Below are 18997 nucleotides of genomic sequence, written 5' to 3'. Positions count from 1 at the left end.
GCGGCCGGCCGAGTTTTCGGCGCGTTCATCGCGGCGTCGTCGCGGCGCATGGCGGGGTGCCGGCGGTGAGGTGTGCGCGCTAGCTAACTTACGGCGGTACCACTTTTGCTGCCCGGCGCTTGATCCAACGCGGCTCGGATATCCGCGGTCATCTCCCCCCGAGGGACAAGAGTCCCGAGTCGATGGTCGATGTTCACCCAATCCGGCACCGTCGCTAAGAGTTTACGCCGATTGATTGCGGCGAAGGCTCTCGCGATGACCGACCATGCCTGTGCATGTGCGGCCGCTTCCCCAGCGAGGTAACGAGCATCGAGCTCTGCGATGGCGGCCTCGAAGTCGTCGAGGTCGAAACTGACGCCCGCCCCGATCCGGCTGCCGTTATCGGTTTCGATGACGGTGAGCATTTCGATTCCGAACGCCTCGGGCCCCTTGTCGCCGCCCGATACGCGGGTCCGAGTGAGCGCGAGGCGGTCCCCGCGTGTGGCGATGACGACTGACTCGAGATTCCTGACGCCCACATCGACGATGGCTCGCAAGTTCGCGATCTGGGCGTCACGACCCCGTCGGACGCCGCCGCTTACCACCCGACGCCGATCGTCATCGGAAACGTCCTCGGAGATCATCTCCGCTATGGCATCCCAGTCGCGAGCCGCGAGGTATGCGTTAAATCGGACGTATTCGGGTAGCCGTGTTTTCCAGCCGTCGTTCCTGCGGGCGCAGTTCTTCGAAACGGGCAAGGGCGCCATCGAAGTCTGCCTCGTCGAACATCTCGCAGCGGTTGATTTGGCCGTCCTCGATCGAGTAGACGTCCACTACCCGCCACTCGGCGTCTGAGCCTTCCTGCGTCGTTGCGGTCCCTACGTGCGTTACGAGCCCTCCGAGATCGGTCAGCCGATGCACAGCTTCTATGTAAACGTTGATGTCCCGCGTGAGGTCGTACGTGGCGCGGATATATGCGTTCACGTCCACCGACTCCACCGGCGCAAGCCGTCCATGGTCGATGATCTCCGCCGTTGTGGCAAGCAGTTCGCCTCGATTGAGCGCGGCATATCCTTCCGCGAGTGCCGACCACGTGCGCGCGTGGGCGGCCGCTTCGCCGGCGAGGAATCGGGCATCAAGTTCCTCGAAGGCGGCGTCGATGTCGTCGGGGTCGAACATGACACCCGCCGTGATCCGCTGGTCGGCGTCGATCTCGAAGACGCCGAGCACGTCGGTGCGGAACGCCTCGGGCCGCTGGTCGTGCCCAGAGAAACCGTAACGGCTCAGGACGAGGCGGCCTCCGCGGGTCGCAATGACGGCGGACGTCGTGTTCTTTACCCCGATGTCGGCGGTCGCCCGCCAATCGGCAATGACAATGGCTCTACCGCGTCGGACCCCCACGCCCGTTAGCCGACGACGGTCGTCCGTAAATGTGTCGTCGGTCAACAACTTTGCCATTGCGTCCCAGTCGCGGGCCGCGAAGTCCGCCCGAAAGCGCTGGTCCACTTGGCTTGCCGCGTTTTCCAACCGCGGCGCCGGACGGCTCAGGTTGTCGAAACTCGCGAACGCGGCGTCGAGATCTGCTTCGTCGAAGAATTCCACGCGGGTGATCAGGTCGCCCTGGACAGTCAATAGTGCGACGACCCGCCACTCGGCGGCAAAGCCTTCTTGTGAGGTCCAATGTGCGGCGTGAGTAACAACTGCCCCGATGCTGCTCAGCCGATGGAGGGTTTCGATGTAGACGTTTTCCTCCGGAGTGACGTCCCATATCGCACGGAGGTACGCGGCCATTTCCCCGGGCGCGAATGCTGCTCCCCGCCGGTGGTCGATGTTCACCCAGTTCGGCGTCGTGGGAAACATTTCGCCTCGATTGAACGCGGCATAGGCCCCCGCGATGACCGACCATGTGTGCGCATGCGTGGCCGCCTCGCCTGCCAGGTAACGGGCTTCGAGTTCCTCAAAGGCAGCGTCAATGTCGTCGGGGTCGAACCAGACCACCGCGCCGACCGTTTCGTCGGTGTTTGTTTCGATGATGGCGAGCACCTCGGTGTGGAACGCCTCGGGCCGCTGGTCTCGGCCCGAGAGTAGGACACGAAGGAGGGCGAGGCGCTCCCCGCGGATCGCAATCAGGTTTAATGCCGCGGTTTTCGTCCCGGTGTCAGCGGTGGCCTTCATGCTTGCGATCTCGGCATCTCGACCGTGTTGGATCCCCGCGTTCACGACCCGCCGGCGATCGTCAGTCGAGACGTTGTCGGCGAGTAATTCAGCGACGGCGTCCCAGTCGCGAGCCGCGAAGCGCGCGAGGACCTGCTCGTATGCCTGGCTTGCCTTATTTTTCAGTCGCGGCGCTTGCGGATGCAGCTCCTCGAAGCGGGCGAGCGCGATGTCGACGCCCTCGTCGAGAAGCTCGATACGGGTGACGAGGTCGCCTTCGACCGTCAGAAGTTCGATCATTCGCCACTCGGCATCGAAGCAGTCTTGCGAGGTGCCATGCGCGACAAGGGCGAACACCGATCCGACGCCGTTCAGACGATAGACGGACTCGATGTGGATGGTGAGGTCCGGTGTTTGATCCCATGCGACGCGGGCGTAACCGTCCAGAGCACCCGCCTCGATGATCGCGAACTGCCGGTGGTCGACGAACACAAAGTCCGGTGTCCTGTCGGGGAGTTCGCGCCGGTTGAATGCGGCGATGGCGCCGGCGACGACCGACCACGTGTGCGCGTGGGCAACCGCTTCTCCGGCGAGGTATCGGGCGTCGAGTTCGGCGAAGGCCGCGTCGATGTCGTCGAGGTCGAACGTGACGACCGCAACAATACGGTTTTCCGTGTTGATCTCTATGACGGTGAGAGCATCACCGAGCACCTCCGGGGGAAACGCTTCTTGCTCTCGATTGCTGCGACCCGCCCAGCGGAAACGATTGAGGATGAGGCGATTCCCGCGGGTCGCGATGACATCTGATGCCACCTCCGTGATCCCAATGTCGGCGATCGCCTGAATGTTGGCGATCTCGGCATCTCGACCGCGTCGAACTCCTGAGCCAACCACCCGACGGCGATCGTCGTTGCAGATGTCGTCCGCCAACGTCTCCGCCATGGCCGTCCAGTCGCGGGCCGCGAAGGCTGCCCGGCGGCGCTCGGCTACCTTGCTTGCTGCGTTCTCCAGCCGCCGCGGCTGCGTGTGCAGCTCCTTGAACCGCGCAAGAGCCGCGTCGAGGTCGTCCTCTTCGTACATGTCTGCGCGGGATTGCTCGAACATCCACGAAATGTTGCCTACCCATTGCACTTCGGTCCCGCCTGCGTCTGTGCCTTCAACGACGAGACCCAGAACGGCACCCTGGGCGTCCAGTTCGTGCACCACTGAAATGCGGTAATGGACATCGGGCGCCAGCGTCCACAGATCTTCCACCGCGCGCCCATAGTCCTCCGAAGCAAACGATGCTCGCCGATGATTGTCGAACGTAAGTCCCATTAGAATCGGTCCTAGCTCGTGACGATTGAGCTCGCGGAGCGCGTCCATGCAGGCCCGCCAGTTGTCCGCGTACGGTGCCGCTTCGCCGGCGAGATACCGGGCGTCGAGTTCGGCGATAGCGGTGTCGAGGTCGTCGATATCGAACTTCATGAATGAGACGACCCGGCCGTCGTTGTCTATCTCCGCGAGTCGGAACATGTCGGTTCGATAGGCATCTGGCCGTACGTCTCGACCGGAGAAGCGGACGCGGCTAAGGACGAGACGTTCGCCGCGAATGGCGACTAGATGTGACGTGATGGCCTTGACGCCGAGGTCGGCGACCACACGTACCTCGGCCATAAGTCGAGCCTGCCCGGTGCTTTCTCGGGGGAATCCCCGGCGGCGCTCTTCGACCTGGACGTCGTCGGCAAGCAGACAAGCGATTTCATCCCAGCGCCTATCGGCAAAAAGAGCATTGAGATGGAGCTCGGCTCTGCTCGCAAGATTGTCGAGTCGCGCCCGCGGACGTTCCTCCTCGAAACGAGCATGCAAGGCGTCGAGTTCGGCGACTGCAGCGTCCATGTCGTCGACGTCGAACCACACCTCCAGCGCGATCCGACCCTCCTGATCGATGCCGAATACCCGGAGAAATTCGTCGCTCGGCGCGCCCCGGCTCACGTCTGTATTGCTTATCGCTGTTCGAGTGAGAGCCAGCCGCTCGCCTCGTATGGCGATGACGACCTGGCTGACGCGGACGCCACCGACCTGGAGAACGCGACGGGCCCATTCATCGGGTGGGAGGTCGTCCGCCGAAAAGCCGACGATCTTTCGGCGACTCTCCAGCTGGAGGTCGCGTGCCCACAGCTGTTCGGCTTCTTCCAAGGCTTCGCGATTGATTGCAGCCATCGCCCGTTTGGCTACTCGCATGCACTCGTTGTCCAGCTCGACTTGCGGCGCTTTGGGCGTCGCCGGAGCGACAGGTACCGTAGCCTGGCCGAGCAGGCCGCGCGCCTTCTCGACAAGTGCCGCAGCACCTTTCGTCTCGTACAGACCGGCGGCCTTCTCAGCGGCGGTTTGCGCCCCCGTGACGTCGCCGGCGGCGAACAACACCGTCGCCAGAGTCAAGCAGGCATCGCCGTGGTCAACCAACAGGTCGGTGCCCCCAGCGATACTGACCGCCTCCTCGGCCACCCGCCTGGCCTCGTCGTTGTCGCCACTGCGCGCCAGCAGCTGCGCCCGGACCGTCCGCCATGCAATTGAGGCCTTCAAGGCGTGGCCGGCGAGTCGCTCACTCTCCGTGCATAATTCGTCGGCTTCGTCATCTCTCTCGAGCGCGAGGCAGGCGCGTGCCAACAGTGCGGCGGTCTCGGCCGTGTCCGCATCCAGGCCCATGCGGCGAAAACCGTCGCAGGCTCGTCGCAGATGTGGCTCGGCGGACACGGGGTCGTCGGCGACCAACTCGACAATGCCTGCGAACTGCTCAACTTCCAGTAGTGCATGCCGCATGCCGAGTTCGGTGAGCGTGCGTCTGGCGGAGTCGATCAGGCGACGGCCCGCGCTGGCACGTCCGCGAAACGCGTCCAGCACGCCCTGGCACCTCGTGGACGTCGCCTCAACGACCGGTGATCCCGTCGTGATGCGGAGCAGTCGTACTACATCGAGACACCGGCCACCCGCTCGAGGAACAGGGTTCGGGCCCCAGAGCGCCGCAAGTGGTGCGTTCGCCAGAACGTTGTTGACTCGGCGATGTTCACGCGCAAGCCGCGCCGCGGTCAGGGCCTGGTCCAAAGCCGTTTCGGCATCGCCGATTCGACCGAGGCGGGCCAGGCATGCGGCCCGGACGGTGTGCGCCTCGGCCTCCCCCGCGGCGTCGTCGAGTTCGGCCAGCTTCACCGCCGCAGCGCTCACCGCGGATTCGATGTCGTCCAAGCGCTCGGGATCGGTGAGCATCGAGAGCTGTCCGTCGAAACATGCACCCCACGCTGCGAGACGGGTGGAATCGCGCGTCGCCGCTTGCAGCCGGGACACCGCTTTGGCCGCGGACACCACGTCACCCGCGGCCAGCAGCGCCTCGCAGCGAGCGATCAGCAGCTCAGCTTGTCGGTCGTCTCGGTTGGGCAGCTCGTCATCGAGTTCGTCGAGTGCGTGCAATGCTTTGTCGTAGAGTTCGGCGGCGCCCTCGTAGGCCAGCCGTGTCATCGCTTGGTCCGCGGCGCGCCTGCAGTACTCGACGGCCTTGGCCGCGTTGCCCGCCCACGCACATTCGAAATAGTGATAGGCCAACTCGGCCAACAGCGCGTCCTCGGCGCCGGGATCGGCCTCCAGTGTTGCGGCGATGCGCTGATGCAGCCGCATGCGTCGCACGGACGCCAACTCGGCGAGCAGAGACTGCCGGACGAGGGCGTGATTGAAGCGGTATCGACCGCCCGGTTCCTCGATTACGATGCCGGCCTTGGACGCTTCGTCGAAAGCATCGAGCAGATCGTTGCCAGTCACGCGCTCCACCAGGTCAAGCGAAAAGCGGCTGCCGACGACCGCAGCTGCCGCAAGCGCCGCGTTCGTCTCCTCCGGAAGCTGAGAAAGTCTGCGGCTCACGGCTTCTCGAATACCCTGTGGCAGAGTTCTCGGATCCCAGCGGCCGCCGCTTTCGTCGACGTGACGAAGAGCCTCGATGAGGAAGAACGGGTTGCCGCCCGTGACTGATGCCAATGCCCGGGCCAGCTCGGCGTCGTCGTAGCCGGCTTCGGCGACGTACGCGGTGATGTCGTCCTGGTCGAGGCCGCTCAGTGCAAGGCGGTCGGCGGAACCGTCGCGGTGCAGGTCTGCGAGCATCGCTGCCAGCGGATGGGCGCGGTCGAGATCGGTGCTGCGATACGTGCCGACGATCTGCACGGGAGTGTGCTCGCCGAACCGTAGCAGATGCCGCAACAACAGAAGCGTGGGCTTGGCCGCCCAGTGAAGGTCGTCGAGAATCACGACTACGGGCGCGCTGGTGCACACGACTCCCAACAGCGCAACGACGGCGTCGAAGAGCGCATAGCGTTCGGTGTCGGCGTCCGCATGGGTTGGCGCGACTAGATCAGGCAGGTCGTCGGCCAAGCCGGGAATCAGCGGCAGCAGCGCCTTGATGCCGCGCAGACCGCGCAAACGGTCACTACCCAGGCACGGCACCACTGACCGCAGCGCCTCGGAGAATGGCTGATACGGCGCGCCGAGGTCCTCGTCGCAGCGACCGTATAGGACGACGGCTCCCAGCTCATAGGCCTGGCGTGCCCATTCACCGGCCAACCGCGTCTTGCCAACGCCCGGTTCGCCAGCGATCAGCACGGCGTGGGTACCGGCGGCGAGCGCCGTCTGCCATGCGGATAGCAGGCCTTCAAGCTCGCGGCCACGTCCGACGAACGGCCCAGGGCCGGCTAGCACCGCAGGCAGGTCGGGCCGTTCGATGGGTCGTGCATCGGTGGTGGGAGCGCCGGAATCCGCGGCCGTCTCCAAGCGGAGTTCGAAGACGTGCTCCGGGCGTGCGAGGTTTTTCAGCTGGCGCATTCCCAGATCAGCCAGCACGACATCGTCCGGAATCGAGTCGATGACCAGCTCGGCCGTCGCACCCGAGCACAGGATCTGGCCACCCGCCGCCAGCGACCGCAGGCGCGCAGCGCGGTTGACCGCACGACCGAAGTAATCACCGCCGCGAAGCTCGACCTCGCCCGTGTGTAGCGCCACGCGGATGCGCATGGGCTCTTGCAGCGCCCACGGCTCGTGACGTATTGCTTCCTGCAGCTCGATTGCGGCCGCGGCTGCCGCCGATGGCCGATCGAATACCGAGAACGTCGCATCGCCTTCGCCGCGCGTCTTGACGAGCCGCCCGCCGCGGGATGTGACTACTTGCTCGACGAGCTCGTCGTGTCGCGCGAGTGCCGTCGCCATGGCGTCGGCATCTGCCTCCCACGCGGCGGTGGACCCCTCGATGTCGGTAAGCAGAAAGGTGACCGCGCGTGTCACCACCGAGAGTTGCTGTGACACAGTGATTTCCAGGACAGCGTCCTGGGCGACAATCGCAGCTTCGAGCCTCCGCAAGTCCGGTCCAGGATCGACGCCCAGCTCTTCGGCAAGCAGTGATCGTGCCCGTTGATAGGCACCCAGGGCTTCGCCCTGCCTTCCGGCGCGGTATAGGGCGAGCATCAGCTGGCCCCAACGCCTCTCGCGCAGCGGCCCGTCGGCGATGGCGGCCTCGAGCTCGCCGACGATCTCCGCGGCGCGATCCGTCGCCAGCAGCGCATCGGCCCGGTCTTCTACCAGGGCGGCATGGCCCTCGATCCAGCGGGTTTTTTCGGACAGCCCGCGCGGGCCCTCGGGCAGTTCGGGAGAGCCACGCCAGAGAACCAGCGCTTCCTCGAAGCGGGCCAGCGCTTGGGTGGGGTCGCCAGCACCGAGGGCGTCGCGGCCGAGCCTCGCAGCTGTCTTGTAACGGATCGCGTCAATCTCCGTCGTGCTCAGGGTCCAGCCAGCCCCCTTCGTCAGCACGATGCCGTCGCCGAGGGCGCGGCGCAGCGTGGAGATGTGGGTCGGCAGGGCCTTCGCGGCGGTGCGTGGCGGATCGTCCCCCCACAGCAGCTCTACGAGAGTCTCGGCCGACACGACCGACCCACCGTGCAGCCCAAGCATCGTGAGGAGAGCACGCGGCTTGGCGCCCGGGATGGAGACCGGCAGCCCGTACTGCCGGACCTGCAGAGGCCCTAAAACCCCCAGCTCCACCTGTTGAAGCGTAGTCACAAAGCGATCGTCAGACAGGCGATTAAACATGCGGTCAAGATCCAGTAAAGCCGTCGTGCCTGCAATTTCTGGTGCGCGGATTCCTTCGCGCCCTTCTCGCCGCACGCGCGGCGGCACGCCGTTCCCCCTTCCGATGCGTCCGGCCGCCTACCGCCCGGCATAGCTAACAGGGCGCAAGGCATCTCGTCGCGGCGTCAACGCGGCGTCCGAGGGCGATTTCTAGCCGTACCGAAGCCGTACCGGCAACGGCGAAAGCCATTCGCGTGCAGGCGATTTGAGCCGATGTAGTTCACCGTTTCGCCTGGTCGCGGGCGCCCTGCCTACGGACTCATAATCCGTTGGTCGCGGGTTCGAGCCTCGCCCGCCCCACTTACATCGGCGTCGCTATCGAGCTGGCGGCGGCGGCATCGCGGACGGCGCAAAGGTCGGCCCCGGCTGATCGGAGGGTTAGCCTCGGCAATGTGGCTACCCCGGTGCTCGACCTGCTGCTGGGTCCGGAAGCCCCGAATGTGCTCGCCGCTGCGGTCGCCGAGTACGGATGTCGGCTGGAAGAGCTGCGCCCGGCCGAGGTCAATATGGACCCGTCCGGCGCTGGCATCGTCATGTATATGGCGAGTGTGCGCCGCGCTGACGGCACATGCACGACGGAATTTCTCGGAGCAACAACCGGAAGCCGGATCCCGGCCGGCGCGGCCGTCGTCGCGGGCGAGTACGGCGGTGAGCCGGTCGAGGTTGGAATCTGGGCGTGGCCCCGCGATCCCGCGCTACCCGCGCTACCGACGGCCAGCAACCCCGCCCTGCTGGCCGACTTATTTCGCGATTTCGGGCTGAGCGAGGCGGCGACCCTAGACATCCGCCCCTGCGGATACCTGCCCTCGCGGCATGCCGTTCTCGATGTGCGCGACGGCAGATTCCGGTGGTTCGTCAAAGTCGTGCGGCCCTCGGCGGTCGCCGACCTCCGCCATCGTCATGACATCGCCTGCCGAGATGTGCCGGTGCCACCGGTGCTCGCCGCGACCGGGGACGGTGTGATCGTGCTGCCCGCGGCGAAGGGAACACCGCTGCAGACACTGATCATCGGTGGCGACGCCGCGCTGCCCTCACCCGAGGCGCTCGAATCTGTATTGAACGCACTACCGGCCGAACTGATGAAGCTGACGCCCGAACCATCGCATCTGGAGATGGTGGATTACTACGCGGGTGTGCTGCGCTGCGTTGCGGGCGACGAGCCCACGGTGCTGACCCGGCTCGCCGAGGTGGTGGAAGGCCTGCATTCGGCTGAAGTCCAGACCGAGGAGGTCGTGCCGATCCACGGCGACTTTCATGAGGGCCAGCTTTTCGCCCACAACGGCCGGGTAACGGCTGTTCTCGACATCGATACCGCAGGACCCGGACAACGATCCGACGAGTGGGCAACGCTACTCGCGCACCTGTCGGCTCTGGCCCTCGACACCACAGGCCGGGAAGCGGCCCCCGGCTACGCAGACGCTATCCTCGCCCACGCCGAGTCGCGGGTTCCAGCTAAGCAGCTACGACTGCGAACCGCTGCGGCACTGCTCGGGCTGGCGACCGGGCCGTTTCGCCTGCAGCAACCCCAGTGGCCCGAGCACACCATCGCGATGCTGGATCTTGCGAAGACGTGGCTAGCAAGAGCGAGATGAAAGACCACCTTGGCTGGCCTTGCAGACGTTCGCATTGCGCGCAAGACTGAGGTCAGGCCGGGGAGAAGAACTGAAGAGAAGGAAGGGGTAGATCAATGGAACGACCGGCCACCTGGAAAGTCGTGACCGTTGGCGTCGCCCTCGCCGGATTCAGCGTCGCGAGCGCTGGGGCTGCACAGGCAGACCGCGGATCTCCGGGCACCGCGCCTGCGTCGGTCGGCGCAGCCAGCGATCTGAACGCACCGCTCGACCCAATCTTCACACCGTGGGTCCCCACCCCGGGGAAGTGGATCGCCACCCCGGGGAAGTGGATCGCCACCCCGGGGAAGTGGATCCCCACCCCTGGTAAATGGATCCCCACCCCCGGGAAATGCCTAAAGAGCCCGTGGAAATGCGTCCCCGGGTGGTGATGCCTGACAGCTACCTCGGTTGATCCTTGACACTCCCTGGATGAGGGAGTTGAGCGTGGCTGCAGATCAGGCTCGGTTCGCCGTGATCAACGATGGTTTGTCGATCTGGACCGCGCCCGCTCGTCAGCGGCTTCCTGTTCCGCGGACGTGACGACGACCGCGTCCGCGCCGGGAAACACAGTTGCCACATGGCCGGTGGTGAGCCATCGCACCGTGTATGGCGGCGAGCCGTCTGCCGAACGCACCTCGGTGATCTCCCCGCGCTGATCCGATCGCTCCACTGTCGTGCCCTTAATCACCAACCAGTCGCCTACCTTCGCCTTCATCGCCCATTCCTTCCTTCGCTTCCGCTTACCATCGTCCGCGCGCCTGCCACTCCTGGGAAGGTCATGCCGCCGGGTTCTCGCATATTCGTCGCTCGTGTTGGAGTGTGCCTCGGCGGTGGCGCCGCACGCACAGTCTCGTCGTCGTGCGGATCATCTTGTCGGCTGTCGTCGCCGTAGACAGTCGAGGACGAAGGCGCGCCAGGGCGGCGGCAGTTGCGGGCTAACGCTGCATCTCTAATCGTGCGGAGTTCAGAGCCCAGAAGCTTCCACTGCCGCGAACACAGGCGTTTGCTCGGCCGAGGAGCCGAGCAAGGTCACTCGCTTTGTCGCAAGGACCGGCGTTTCATCGGTAATAGCAGCCCGAGCTCGCTGACGAATACCGGCGGCCGAAGCCGGGCAGATTGGAGATAGAGATGATCACCCTCTACGCACTGGCCGCAGCGTTCGGCGTCGGTGTGCTCTGGCTCGGAACGAATATCAAGGTCATCAACCAGTTCGAACGCGGCGTCGTGTTCCGATTCGGCCGTGTGCAATCCGTCATCCGCGGACCCGGTCTCACGATGTTGATTCCGATCGCCGATCGCCTCGAAAAAGTGAACATGCAGATCATCACGATGCCCGTGCCTTCCCAAGATGGCATCACCCGCGACAATGTGACCGTCCGGGTGGATGCTGTCATCTATTTCAAGGTCTCGGATCCGGTGCGTGCGGCTGTCGACGTGCAGAACTACGTGTCGGCCATCGGTCAGGTTGCCCAGACATCACTGCGTTCGATCATCGGCAAGAGCAATCTGGACGACCTGCTATCCAACCGCGAGCGTCTCAATCAGGGGTTGGAGTTGATGATCGACAGTCCCGCGCTGGGCTGGGGTGTTCAGATCGACCGCGTCGAAATCAAGGACGTAGTGCTGCCCGATTCGATGAAGCGGTCGATTGCACGCCAAGCCGAGGCGGAGCGTGAACGGCGGGCCCGGGTCATCACCGCAGAGGGCGAACTTCAGGCGTCCGAAAAGCTGGCCCAAGCAGCCGAGGTCATGTCCGAGCACCCAGCCGCGCTGCAACTGCGACTCCTGGAGACCGTCGTCGAGGTCGCCGCAGAGAAGAATTCCACCTTGGTACTTCCCTTCCCTGTCGAACTGCTCCGATTTCTGGAACGCGCCACACCGCAAGGATCCGAGCGTCGCGACGAGGCCACCGGTACTGACGCGGGCGCAGCGTCCAAGGGTGACACTTTGACGCTGGAACAACCACGGATTCCCGACGACGTCCGCGGCTTGGAATTTTACAAACGCATCGCGAAGATATTCGAGAGGGATCAGTAACAAATCTCGTCCCTGTCAACTCGTGCTTAGTTGGCGGCCCGGGCGCACAATCAAGGTGTACGTCTGAACGTAGGAGCCGCGATGAGCGAGCAACTGTACGACTTTTTCGGTGCGATCTTCCAGCGGTACTTCAGACCCGCCATGGATGCATATCCGCGAATGGGTGGAGCACTGGTGGAAAGCTTGTTCACTCTGACTGACGACGTCCCGGATCGATTGGCACAGACCCGGCGCGCCGCGATGGCATGGGGCGCAGCCGAGACCCCAAACGCCAGGATCACCTCGGAACTCTTCGTGATAACCCAACGCGGACTGATGTATGCCGCCGGGTTGAACGAGTCGCGCCGGGCGCTGTATTACTTGGCCACGCCGCCCGAATTGTTCGATCCGTTCGTCGATCAGATCCAGACCGCCGAACTGCCGGAGGGCGCGGTAGTCGTGGTGGACAGTCGGTTCGGCCGCGATCTCGCATCCGCGCATCCCATGGACGCCGCGCTGCGCCGGATACTCGATGAGCACCTGGCGCTGCGGGTGGATCTGCCCGCGTAGCCGTTTCTTCGCCGCGGCTGCCGGCAGCGTGGTGCAACCGCCTCTTCTTGACCCGACCGTCCCGCGACGGCATTTCGTTTTCCGTGATGTCGTCTGATCACCGGTGTCCGGGCGCTACCGTGGCGACTGCCGAAATCGAGTGTCGTCGAAGGAGCCTCACCATGCGCGTCGCGGTAGCCGGGGCGACCGGCAACATCGGAGCCCGCACCGTTACCCATCTCGAGAAGGACGGACACGAGGCGGTCGGCATCAGCAAATCGCTCGGCGTGGACCTGGTTACCGGTGATGGTTTGGAGGCGGCGCTTCGGGGTGTTGACGCCGTCGTCGACACCATCAGCTCGCCGCCGGTGGGCCGCGAGGAGACCGTTGACTACTTCGGCACCACGACGCGCAATCTGCTCGATGCCGAGGCGAGTGTCGGCGTCGGTCACCATGTGCTGCTGTCAATCGTCGGCATCGACCGCGTCGAGGGCAACGCGCACTACGCCGGTAAGCGCGAGCAGGAGCGCCTGGTCAGCGAGGGTCGAGTGCCGTGGACCATCGTTCCGGCCACCCAGTTCTTCGACTTCGCGGAACTCGCCTCTGGCTGGGCGGAGAAGGACGGTGTGTCGCACATTGCACCGCTGCTGATGCAGCCGATTGCTCCCGACGACATTGCGGCGATCCTGGCAGAGCTCGCCGTCGGTGAACCGCAAGGCCGATACGCCGATGTCGCTGGGCCCGAGACCCAGGACCTCATCGACATGGTGCGGCGCACCAACGCCGTGCGCGGGCGCGAAGTGCGACTCGTGCCCACCTGGTCGGCGATGTTCGACGAATCCATGGCGGGCAACGTAATGCTGCCCGGCGACAATATGCGCATCGCCCCGATGACCTTCGAACAGTGGCTGGCTGCCGGCGGGCAGTAGCGGCCGGCTCGCAATCGTGCGATGAGATCTCCGGCGCTCTGAGGTCCACTTTCTGACCAGAAGTTCTCACCACTAATGGGAGTCAGGCATGGGCCTCATCCATATTGAGCTGTTCGCAACCCTCGACCTCGTCGGCCAGGCGCCCGGCGGTCCCGAGGAGGACCCGGACAATGGTTTTCCGTTCGGCGGCTGGCAGGCACCGCTCATGGACGATGTGGCCGGGGCGCAGGTCGGTGCCGCCTACGAGGGCACAGACGCGCTCCTTCTCGGCAGGCGAACCTATGACATCTTCGCCGGCTTCTGGCCGCACCAGGAGGGTGGTGAGGACGATGACATCGCCACCCTTTTCAACCGCGTCCCGAAGTACGTGGCCTCCCGCGGTAGGCCCGACCTCGCGTGGCCCGGGTCCACCCAGCTCGGCCCCGACCTTGCTACCGCGGTGCGGGAAGTTCGCGACCGACACGATCATGTGAAGGTTGTCGGGAGCCTCAACCTTGTCCAGACCCTGCTGCGCGAGAAGCTCTTCGACCGCCTCGACCTCTGGTTGCACCCGATCACACTCGGCGTCGGGAAGAAGGTGTTCGACGGTGGTGCGGTACCCACCAACCTGACCCTGCTCGAACCGCCGGCGCCCAGTCCGACAGGGTCTGTACTCCTGCGCTACGGGCTCGCCGAGGGCACACCGGGAACCGGAGACATGAGCGCACCCCACCGCGGTGTCGGACGGCACTGACCCTGTATTCATCTACATCAACCGGTTGGAGAGGCGGACATCGCATCCTCTCGGCGATGTAGTGGTGCCGCTGACCAACAAAACCGAAGCCGTCGAGCGCGACAGGTGCCCGTCGTAGGCTCGTGACGATGCTCGAGAATCCCGAGATCAGATTTCTTCCCCTCTACGCCCGCCGAGTGGCGTACGAGAAGCGTGGCGACGGACCCCCGCTCGTCGCCCCGGCATGGTGGGTGAGCCACCTTGAACTCGATTGGCAGAGCCCCGGATTTCGCCGCTTCTGGGAATTCGTCGGAGGCGGCTACACACTGATCCGCTACGACCGGCTCGGCGTCGGCATGTCGGATCGCACAGTGCGCGAATCGGATCTGACCATCGAGGGCGAGGTCGCGATGCTCCGTGCTCTCTTGGACGAACTCGAGCTCGAGCGCGTGACGCTCCTCGGCGGCTCCTGTGGGAGCTGCACTGCAATCGCTTTCGCCGCAACATATCCCGAGCGAGTCGAGCGGCTGGTGCTCTACGGGTCGTATCCAGACGGTGCGGAGATCACCGCACCGGGAGTGGGCGACGCGATCATCGCGGCTGTGCGCGCCCATTGGGGCCTTGGTTCACGCGTCCTCGGCGACATCTTTCTCGGCGCCGCTGACCGCGCGGAGCATGAACGCTTCGCCCGGCTGCAACGAGAGGCGGCCACCGCCGAGGCCGCGGCGGCGTTACTTGGCCTCGTCTATCGCCTTGACGTACGCGAGTTTCTTCCCCGTGTCCGCGCACCGGCAACGGTGGTGCATCGTCGCGACGACCGCGCCGTACCGTTCCGGCTCGGGCGTGAGGTGGCGGCCGGAATTGCCGGCGCCACGTTCATTCCCTTGCAGGGAACCGCCCATTTCCCGTGGCACGGTGACGTTGATTCCGTAACCCGCGCCTGCCGCGAAGCGCTCGCACCGCAGCCCACGACACCTCATGCGGGCGAGCCGGAATCGGCCCTGCTATCCCGTCGTGAACGCGAGGTCCTGGCGTGCGTCGCCCGCGGTCTGAGCGATGACGAGATCGCAGAACAGCTGGTGCTGAGCTCGCACACCGTTCACCGCCATGTCGCGAACATCCGCCGCAAGCTGGGGCGCAGCTCGCGGACTGCTGCTGTCGCCGAGGCCGCGCGTCTGGGACTTCTCTGACTGGCCGGAACGGGCCATCTGCAGATGATGGCCGCTTAGGGCGATGCGCGCACGAGGCGGGCGCTCGTAAGTTCGCGGAATGACAGACACCGTTGGTGCCGAGATCCGGATACCGTCGCCCTCCAAGGCATGGATGCGCTTCTTCGCCTTCGTTTACGACTCATTCCTCTGGCTGGGCGAGATCGCCGGCATGCGCAAGCGGCGAAGCGAGCTGCTGGCCGATGCCCGCGGGCGGGTCGTCGAGATCGGTGCCGGAACCGGGCTGAACGTCGCACATTACCCCAACGACATCGCCGAGCTGATACTCACCGAGCCCGACGCCTCGATGCGCCGACGGCTTCAGCGCAGTCTGCAGCGCAATGATCGTGCCGCGCGGATCATCGACGCACCGGCTGAACGCCTACCGTTCGATGAAGCCTCAGTGGACACCGTGGTGTCGACGCTGGTGCTGTGCACCGTCGGCGATCCCGGCGCCACATTGCGCGAGATCGCCCGCGTGCTCCGTCCCGGCGGTCAGCTGTTGTTCGTCGAGCACGTGCGCGCGAGTTCCCGCTTCCTCGCGTTATATCAAGAGTTGCTCTCCCGCCCATGGCGCGCCTTCGCAGGCGGATGCTGCTGTAACCGCCGGACCTTGGAACTGTTGCGAGACTGCGGGTTCGATGTCGCAGCCGAACAAGCCGTGTGGCGCGGCATGCCGGCGGTGGTGCACCCGATCGTCATCGGTCGAGCGACTCTGGGCTCCTAGACAGCCACACACCCTGCCGGGTCGAGGCTGACGGACCCGCAGTCCGTGCGGAACGCGGCTTCGAGCGAGTTCGGCCCCTCAGGGGTGATCACGATAGGCGGCGGCGGCAGGATCTGGAACAGCCTGGCGCCCCAGACACCGGTAGCGAGGGCAACCGCCTGCGCGGGCGTGTTCGTCGCCACGTAGAGGATGTCACCGAGCGGGGCAGGGAGATCCTGGTCGTACACGAAGTACGGAATGAAGGCGACGATCGTCCGCGTGCTCAGCGCCGCATTGACGATGATGTTCGGATAGTCGTTCGAGGCCATCTGTGCTTCCAGCGCGTCATGCAACACGGCCTGCGAGAGGGGATTGGTACTGCTGCCGTTCAGTGACTGCAGCGGAACACCATCGGACCTGGGGTCCTGCGGGACGTTGAACAGGCTCAGGACGGTCGGTGTCACATCGACGATCTCATATTCGGGATTGAATCTGCCGCATTCCGTTGTGCACGTGTCAGTTTTGTTCTCGAATTGCGGACCGTCGACGATGACGAATGTGTCTGTCTCGCGGGGCGACTGGAAACCGTGGCCGAAGCCCGGCTGCGGTTGGTGGCCGTGGTCGGTCACGACGATGACGGTCCAGTCCTCGCCGGTTGCCGCCTCACGTGCCGCCACCGCTTCCAGGATCGCGCCGAGGTTGTCGTCCGTGCGCTTGAGGGCAGCGTCGTACTCGAGCGAATCGCCGCCGTACTGGTGCCCGGCCTCATCGACCTGGACCAGGTAGGCGACCGTGAAATTCGGCGCCTCGCCGGTGTAATTTCCGTTCGGGCCCTTGAGGGTGGCCACGGCTTCGTCCGTGACCGCCTTATCCGTCTTCTCCCAAGTGGGGTCGTCCGGCTTCTGCGCTATGTAGACCACTTCGTCGGCGCCGACGCCCGAGTCAGAGATGGCCGCGATGACGTCCCAGTCGGCGATGGCCTTCGTCCTGATGTCCGGGTTGGCCGTTTCGAGTTGGGTGAAAACAGACGGCCATCTCTCGTAGGTCCACGGGGTGTAGACGTTGTTGATCACGCCAGTCTTGTTATCCCAGGCTCCGGTAAAGACGGCCGTCCACGAGGGGTTGGACACCGTGGTGTGGCCGACGATGCTCGGCGCGGAGGTGGTGCTGGTGTTCATCAGATTGATGAAGTTCGTGTTGGGGGTCAAATCCTCCTGCAGCACCTCGCTCATATTGGTGCCGTCGACCGCGATCACCAGGACATGCTGATCTGTAGGGGCGGGCAGGGTTGGATCACCGATGGGCTGACTGGTGGTCGGCGGATACACGGGCTGTGGGGGGCGGGCTCCCAGAGTCCGCTCCAATTCGTCGCGCACGGCTGCAATCACCGCCATCAGCGTCGGCAACTGCGGCAGGCCCGGGACCCCGTCCCCGTAGATCACCGGCTGCAGCACCGCACCGAGTGCGTTGGTGAAGAGCGGGACAACGCTTGTCCGCTGCCGTGGTTCGAACAGCGGCGTCACCGCAGCCGTAGTAATCGGTTGGGGCTCAGCCGTGGCCGCGGGGCTCGGCGTGCTGTCGAGCGTGGGTGCGGTGTATTTCTGCACGGCCTGCTCGACACGTTGCGTGAACGTGTCGACCGTCGACTGCAGGTTCTCGGCCGCGTCATCCAAAGTGTCTGCGCGCGTGCGGGTATTGGTGACAGTCGTCGTGATGTTCGACGTCTGGCGGTTGGCCGAGTCGCCGCCCGCCGGATCCTGCTTGCCGAGCCTGGTGGTGGCCCCAGCGGCGTTGCCCGCGGCAACAGCGTCGTCAGCGATGTCCCGGATGGCTCCGACGACGGTGCGCAGCACCGACCTCCGTTGGGACGTCGGATCCGAGGTCGTCGACCCGGAGTCGCCGGCGTCGGCAGCGGCGCCGTCAATCGTCGAGGACGTCTGGCCCGTTGTCGAGGACGTGTCCGTCGTCGAAGTGGTGGTCTTTTGCGAGGAGTCACCGCCCGTTGAGGCGCCTGTTGTATCGGCGTACGCGATCCCCGGAGCGTTGGCGATAGCCGCGCCGACGCCAAGAGTCACCGCTAGCGCTCCGACCCGACCGATGTGCCTGGCATAACCCATGGGAATTCCTTCCGTGCCGCTGAACCCCCAAAGGGCCCCGCCGCACCTTTTGGGATGACCACGGCGTAAATTACGCCTCTCCGCACAGCCGTTTGCCAGGAATCGAAGTTTTACCTGCCGGCTACGTGGGCCACGCCTCAGGCGTCACATCAGGCGGCCTTGAGGCGCAGCTTCCACCGCACGAAGCTTCCGTACATAAGCCACAGCCCGGCCAGCATCGCCATGTCGAACATCCAGGCGCCCGGCGTGTGCGCCCAGTGGGCATCCTGTGGGCCCGGGGCGGGCTCCAGCACTCGCAGGTCGACGGTGGACGAGGCGGCGGCGTGGCCCCACCGCGCTGGGGTGATCCACGACAGCTGCTCGAGCCCCGCCCTGGCGGCGACCGGCAGCAGCCCGCCGGACAACACCAGCTGCGCCATGATCGCCACCACCAAAAGCGGCATGATCTGCTCGTTCGACCGGGCGAGCGCGGACAGTGCGAGACCGAGGATCACCGACGCGACGCAGGTTGCGGCCACGGTGACGAACAGTTCGACCGGGGCGCTGTGCAGTAACACCGCGCCACGGGTCGGGCCGTTCTTGCCGTACAGCACGATCCCCACCATCACCGCCGATTGAATGACGGCGGCAGCGCAGTACACGACCACCTTCGCCATCAGGTAGGCCCAGGTAGACAGACGCGCAAGCAGCGGTTTGCGGCTATAACGCATTCTGCTCAACACGGGGGAGCGAGGTGGGGCGCCGACGGTGGGTGCCGGCGCCCCACCCCGCATCACGACGCGTCGTTCGACGGATCCCCTCTTCCCGTCGGACCGTTACCCGCGCCGCTGGAAGCCGACGGCGTCGCCACCGTCGGTCAGGGTCGTGGGATGCTTT

At 65.2% G+C, this 18997-nt stretch carries 9 protein-coding genes and 2 pseudogenes; 7 read left to right on the top strand and 4 right to left on the bottom strand.

Annotated features, from left to right (window positions below):
- Positions 1 to 83 precede the first annotated feature (83 nt).
- A pseudogene (locus C6A82_RS16765) lies at positions 84 to 8094 on the bottom strand (BTAD domain-containing putative transcriptional regulator).
- Positions 8095 to 8663: 569 nt separating this feature from the next.
- Here C6A82_RS16765 and C6A82_RS16760 point away from each other — a divergent pair.
- Positions 8664 to 9863, top strand: coding sequence for a phosphotransferase (locus C6A82_RS16760; protein WP_142405957.1), 1200 nt, complete (start codon positions 8664 to 8666; stop codon positions 9861 to 9863).
- A gap of 496 nt (positions 9864 to 10359) precedes the next feature.
- Here the strand turns inward: C6A82_RS16760 and C6A82_RS16755 are convergent, their stop codons facing one another.
- The gene (locus C6A82_RS16755; RefSeq protein WP_105345224.1) at positions 10360 to 10599 is read right to left on the bottom strand and encodes a DUF1918 domain-containing protein; all 240 of its coding nucleotides are present in this window, start codon (positions 10597 to 10599) and stop codon (positions 10360 to 10362) included.
- A 413-nt stretch (positions 10600 to 11012) separates the two neighbouring features.
- Here C6A82_RS16755 and C6A82_RS16750 point away from each other — a divergent pair, with 413 nt between their 5' ends.
- From C6A82_RS16750 to C6A82_RS16725, 6 genes are all read left to right on the top strand, one after another.
- Positions 11013 to 11921 (top strand): SPFH domain-containing protein, encoded by a 909-nt coding sequence (locus tag C6A82_RS16750; protein ID WP_311101388.1) that lies wholly within the window; start codon positions 11013 to 11015, stop codon positions 11919 to 11921.
- Positions 11922 to 12002: 81 nt separating this feature from the next.
- On the top strand, positions 12003 to 12470 hold the full coding sequence (locus C6A82_RS16745; RefSeq protein ID WP_105344074.1) for a glucose-6-phosphate dehydrogenase: 468 nt from the start codon (positions 12003 to 12005) through the stop codon (positions 12468 to 12470).
- A gap of 161 nt (positions 12471 to 12631) precedes the next feature.
- Positions 12632 to 13378: an SDR family oxidoreductase gene (locus C6A82_RS16740; RefSeq protein ID WP_105344072.1), complete on the top strand. Its 747-nt coding sequence runs from the start codon at positions 12632 to 12634 to the stop codon at positions 13376 to 13378.
- A gap of 88 nt (positions 13379 to 13466) precedes the next feature.
- On the top strand, positions 13467 to 14111 hold the full coding sequence (locus C6A82_RS16735; RefSeq protein ID WP_105344069.1) for a dihydrofolate reductase family protein: 645 nt from the start codon (positions 13467 to 13469) through the stop codon (positions 14109 to 14111).
- A gap of 128 nt (positions 14112 to 14239) precedes the next feature.
- Entirely contained in the window at positions 14240 to 15280 is a 1041-nt protein-coding gene (locus C6A82_RS16730; RefSeq protein WP_105344077.1) for an alpha/beta fold hydrolase, read from the top strand.
- A gap of 79 nt (positions 15281 to 15359) precedes the next feature.
- A complete protein-coding gene (locus tag C6A82_RS16725; protein WP_105344067.1) occupies positions 15360 to 16025 on the top strand; it encodes a class I SAM-dependent methyltransferase in 666 nt (221 codons plus the stop codon).
- Here C6A82_RS16725 and C6A82_RS16720 read toward each other — a convergent pair.
- Both C6A82_RS16720 and C6A82_RS16715 read right to left on the bottom strand, forming a co-directional pair.
- Positions 16022 to 18121, bottom strand: coding sequence for an alkaline phosphatase family protein (locus C6A82_RS16720; protein ID WP_105344065.1), 2100 nt, complete (start codon positions 18119 to 18121; stop codon positions 16022 to 16024). The genes C6A82_RS16725 and C6A82_RS16720 overlap by 4 nt on opposite strands.
- 149 nt (positions 18122 to 18270) lie before the next feature.
- Positions 18271 to 18801: pseudogene (locus tag C6A82_RS16715) on the bottom strand (ABC transporter permease); the annotation flags it as partial.
- Positions 18802 to 18997: the final 196 nt, after the last annotated feature.

The organism is Mycobacterium sp. ITM-2016-00318 (assembly GCF_002968285.2).
Lineage (GTDB): Bacteria > Actinomycetota > Actinomycetes > Mycobacteriales > Mycobacteriaceae > Mycobacterium.
This window is presented reverse-complemented; position numbering and strand designations above follow the sequence as displayed.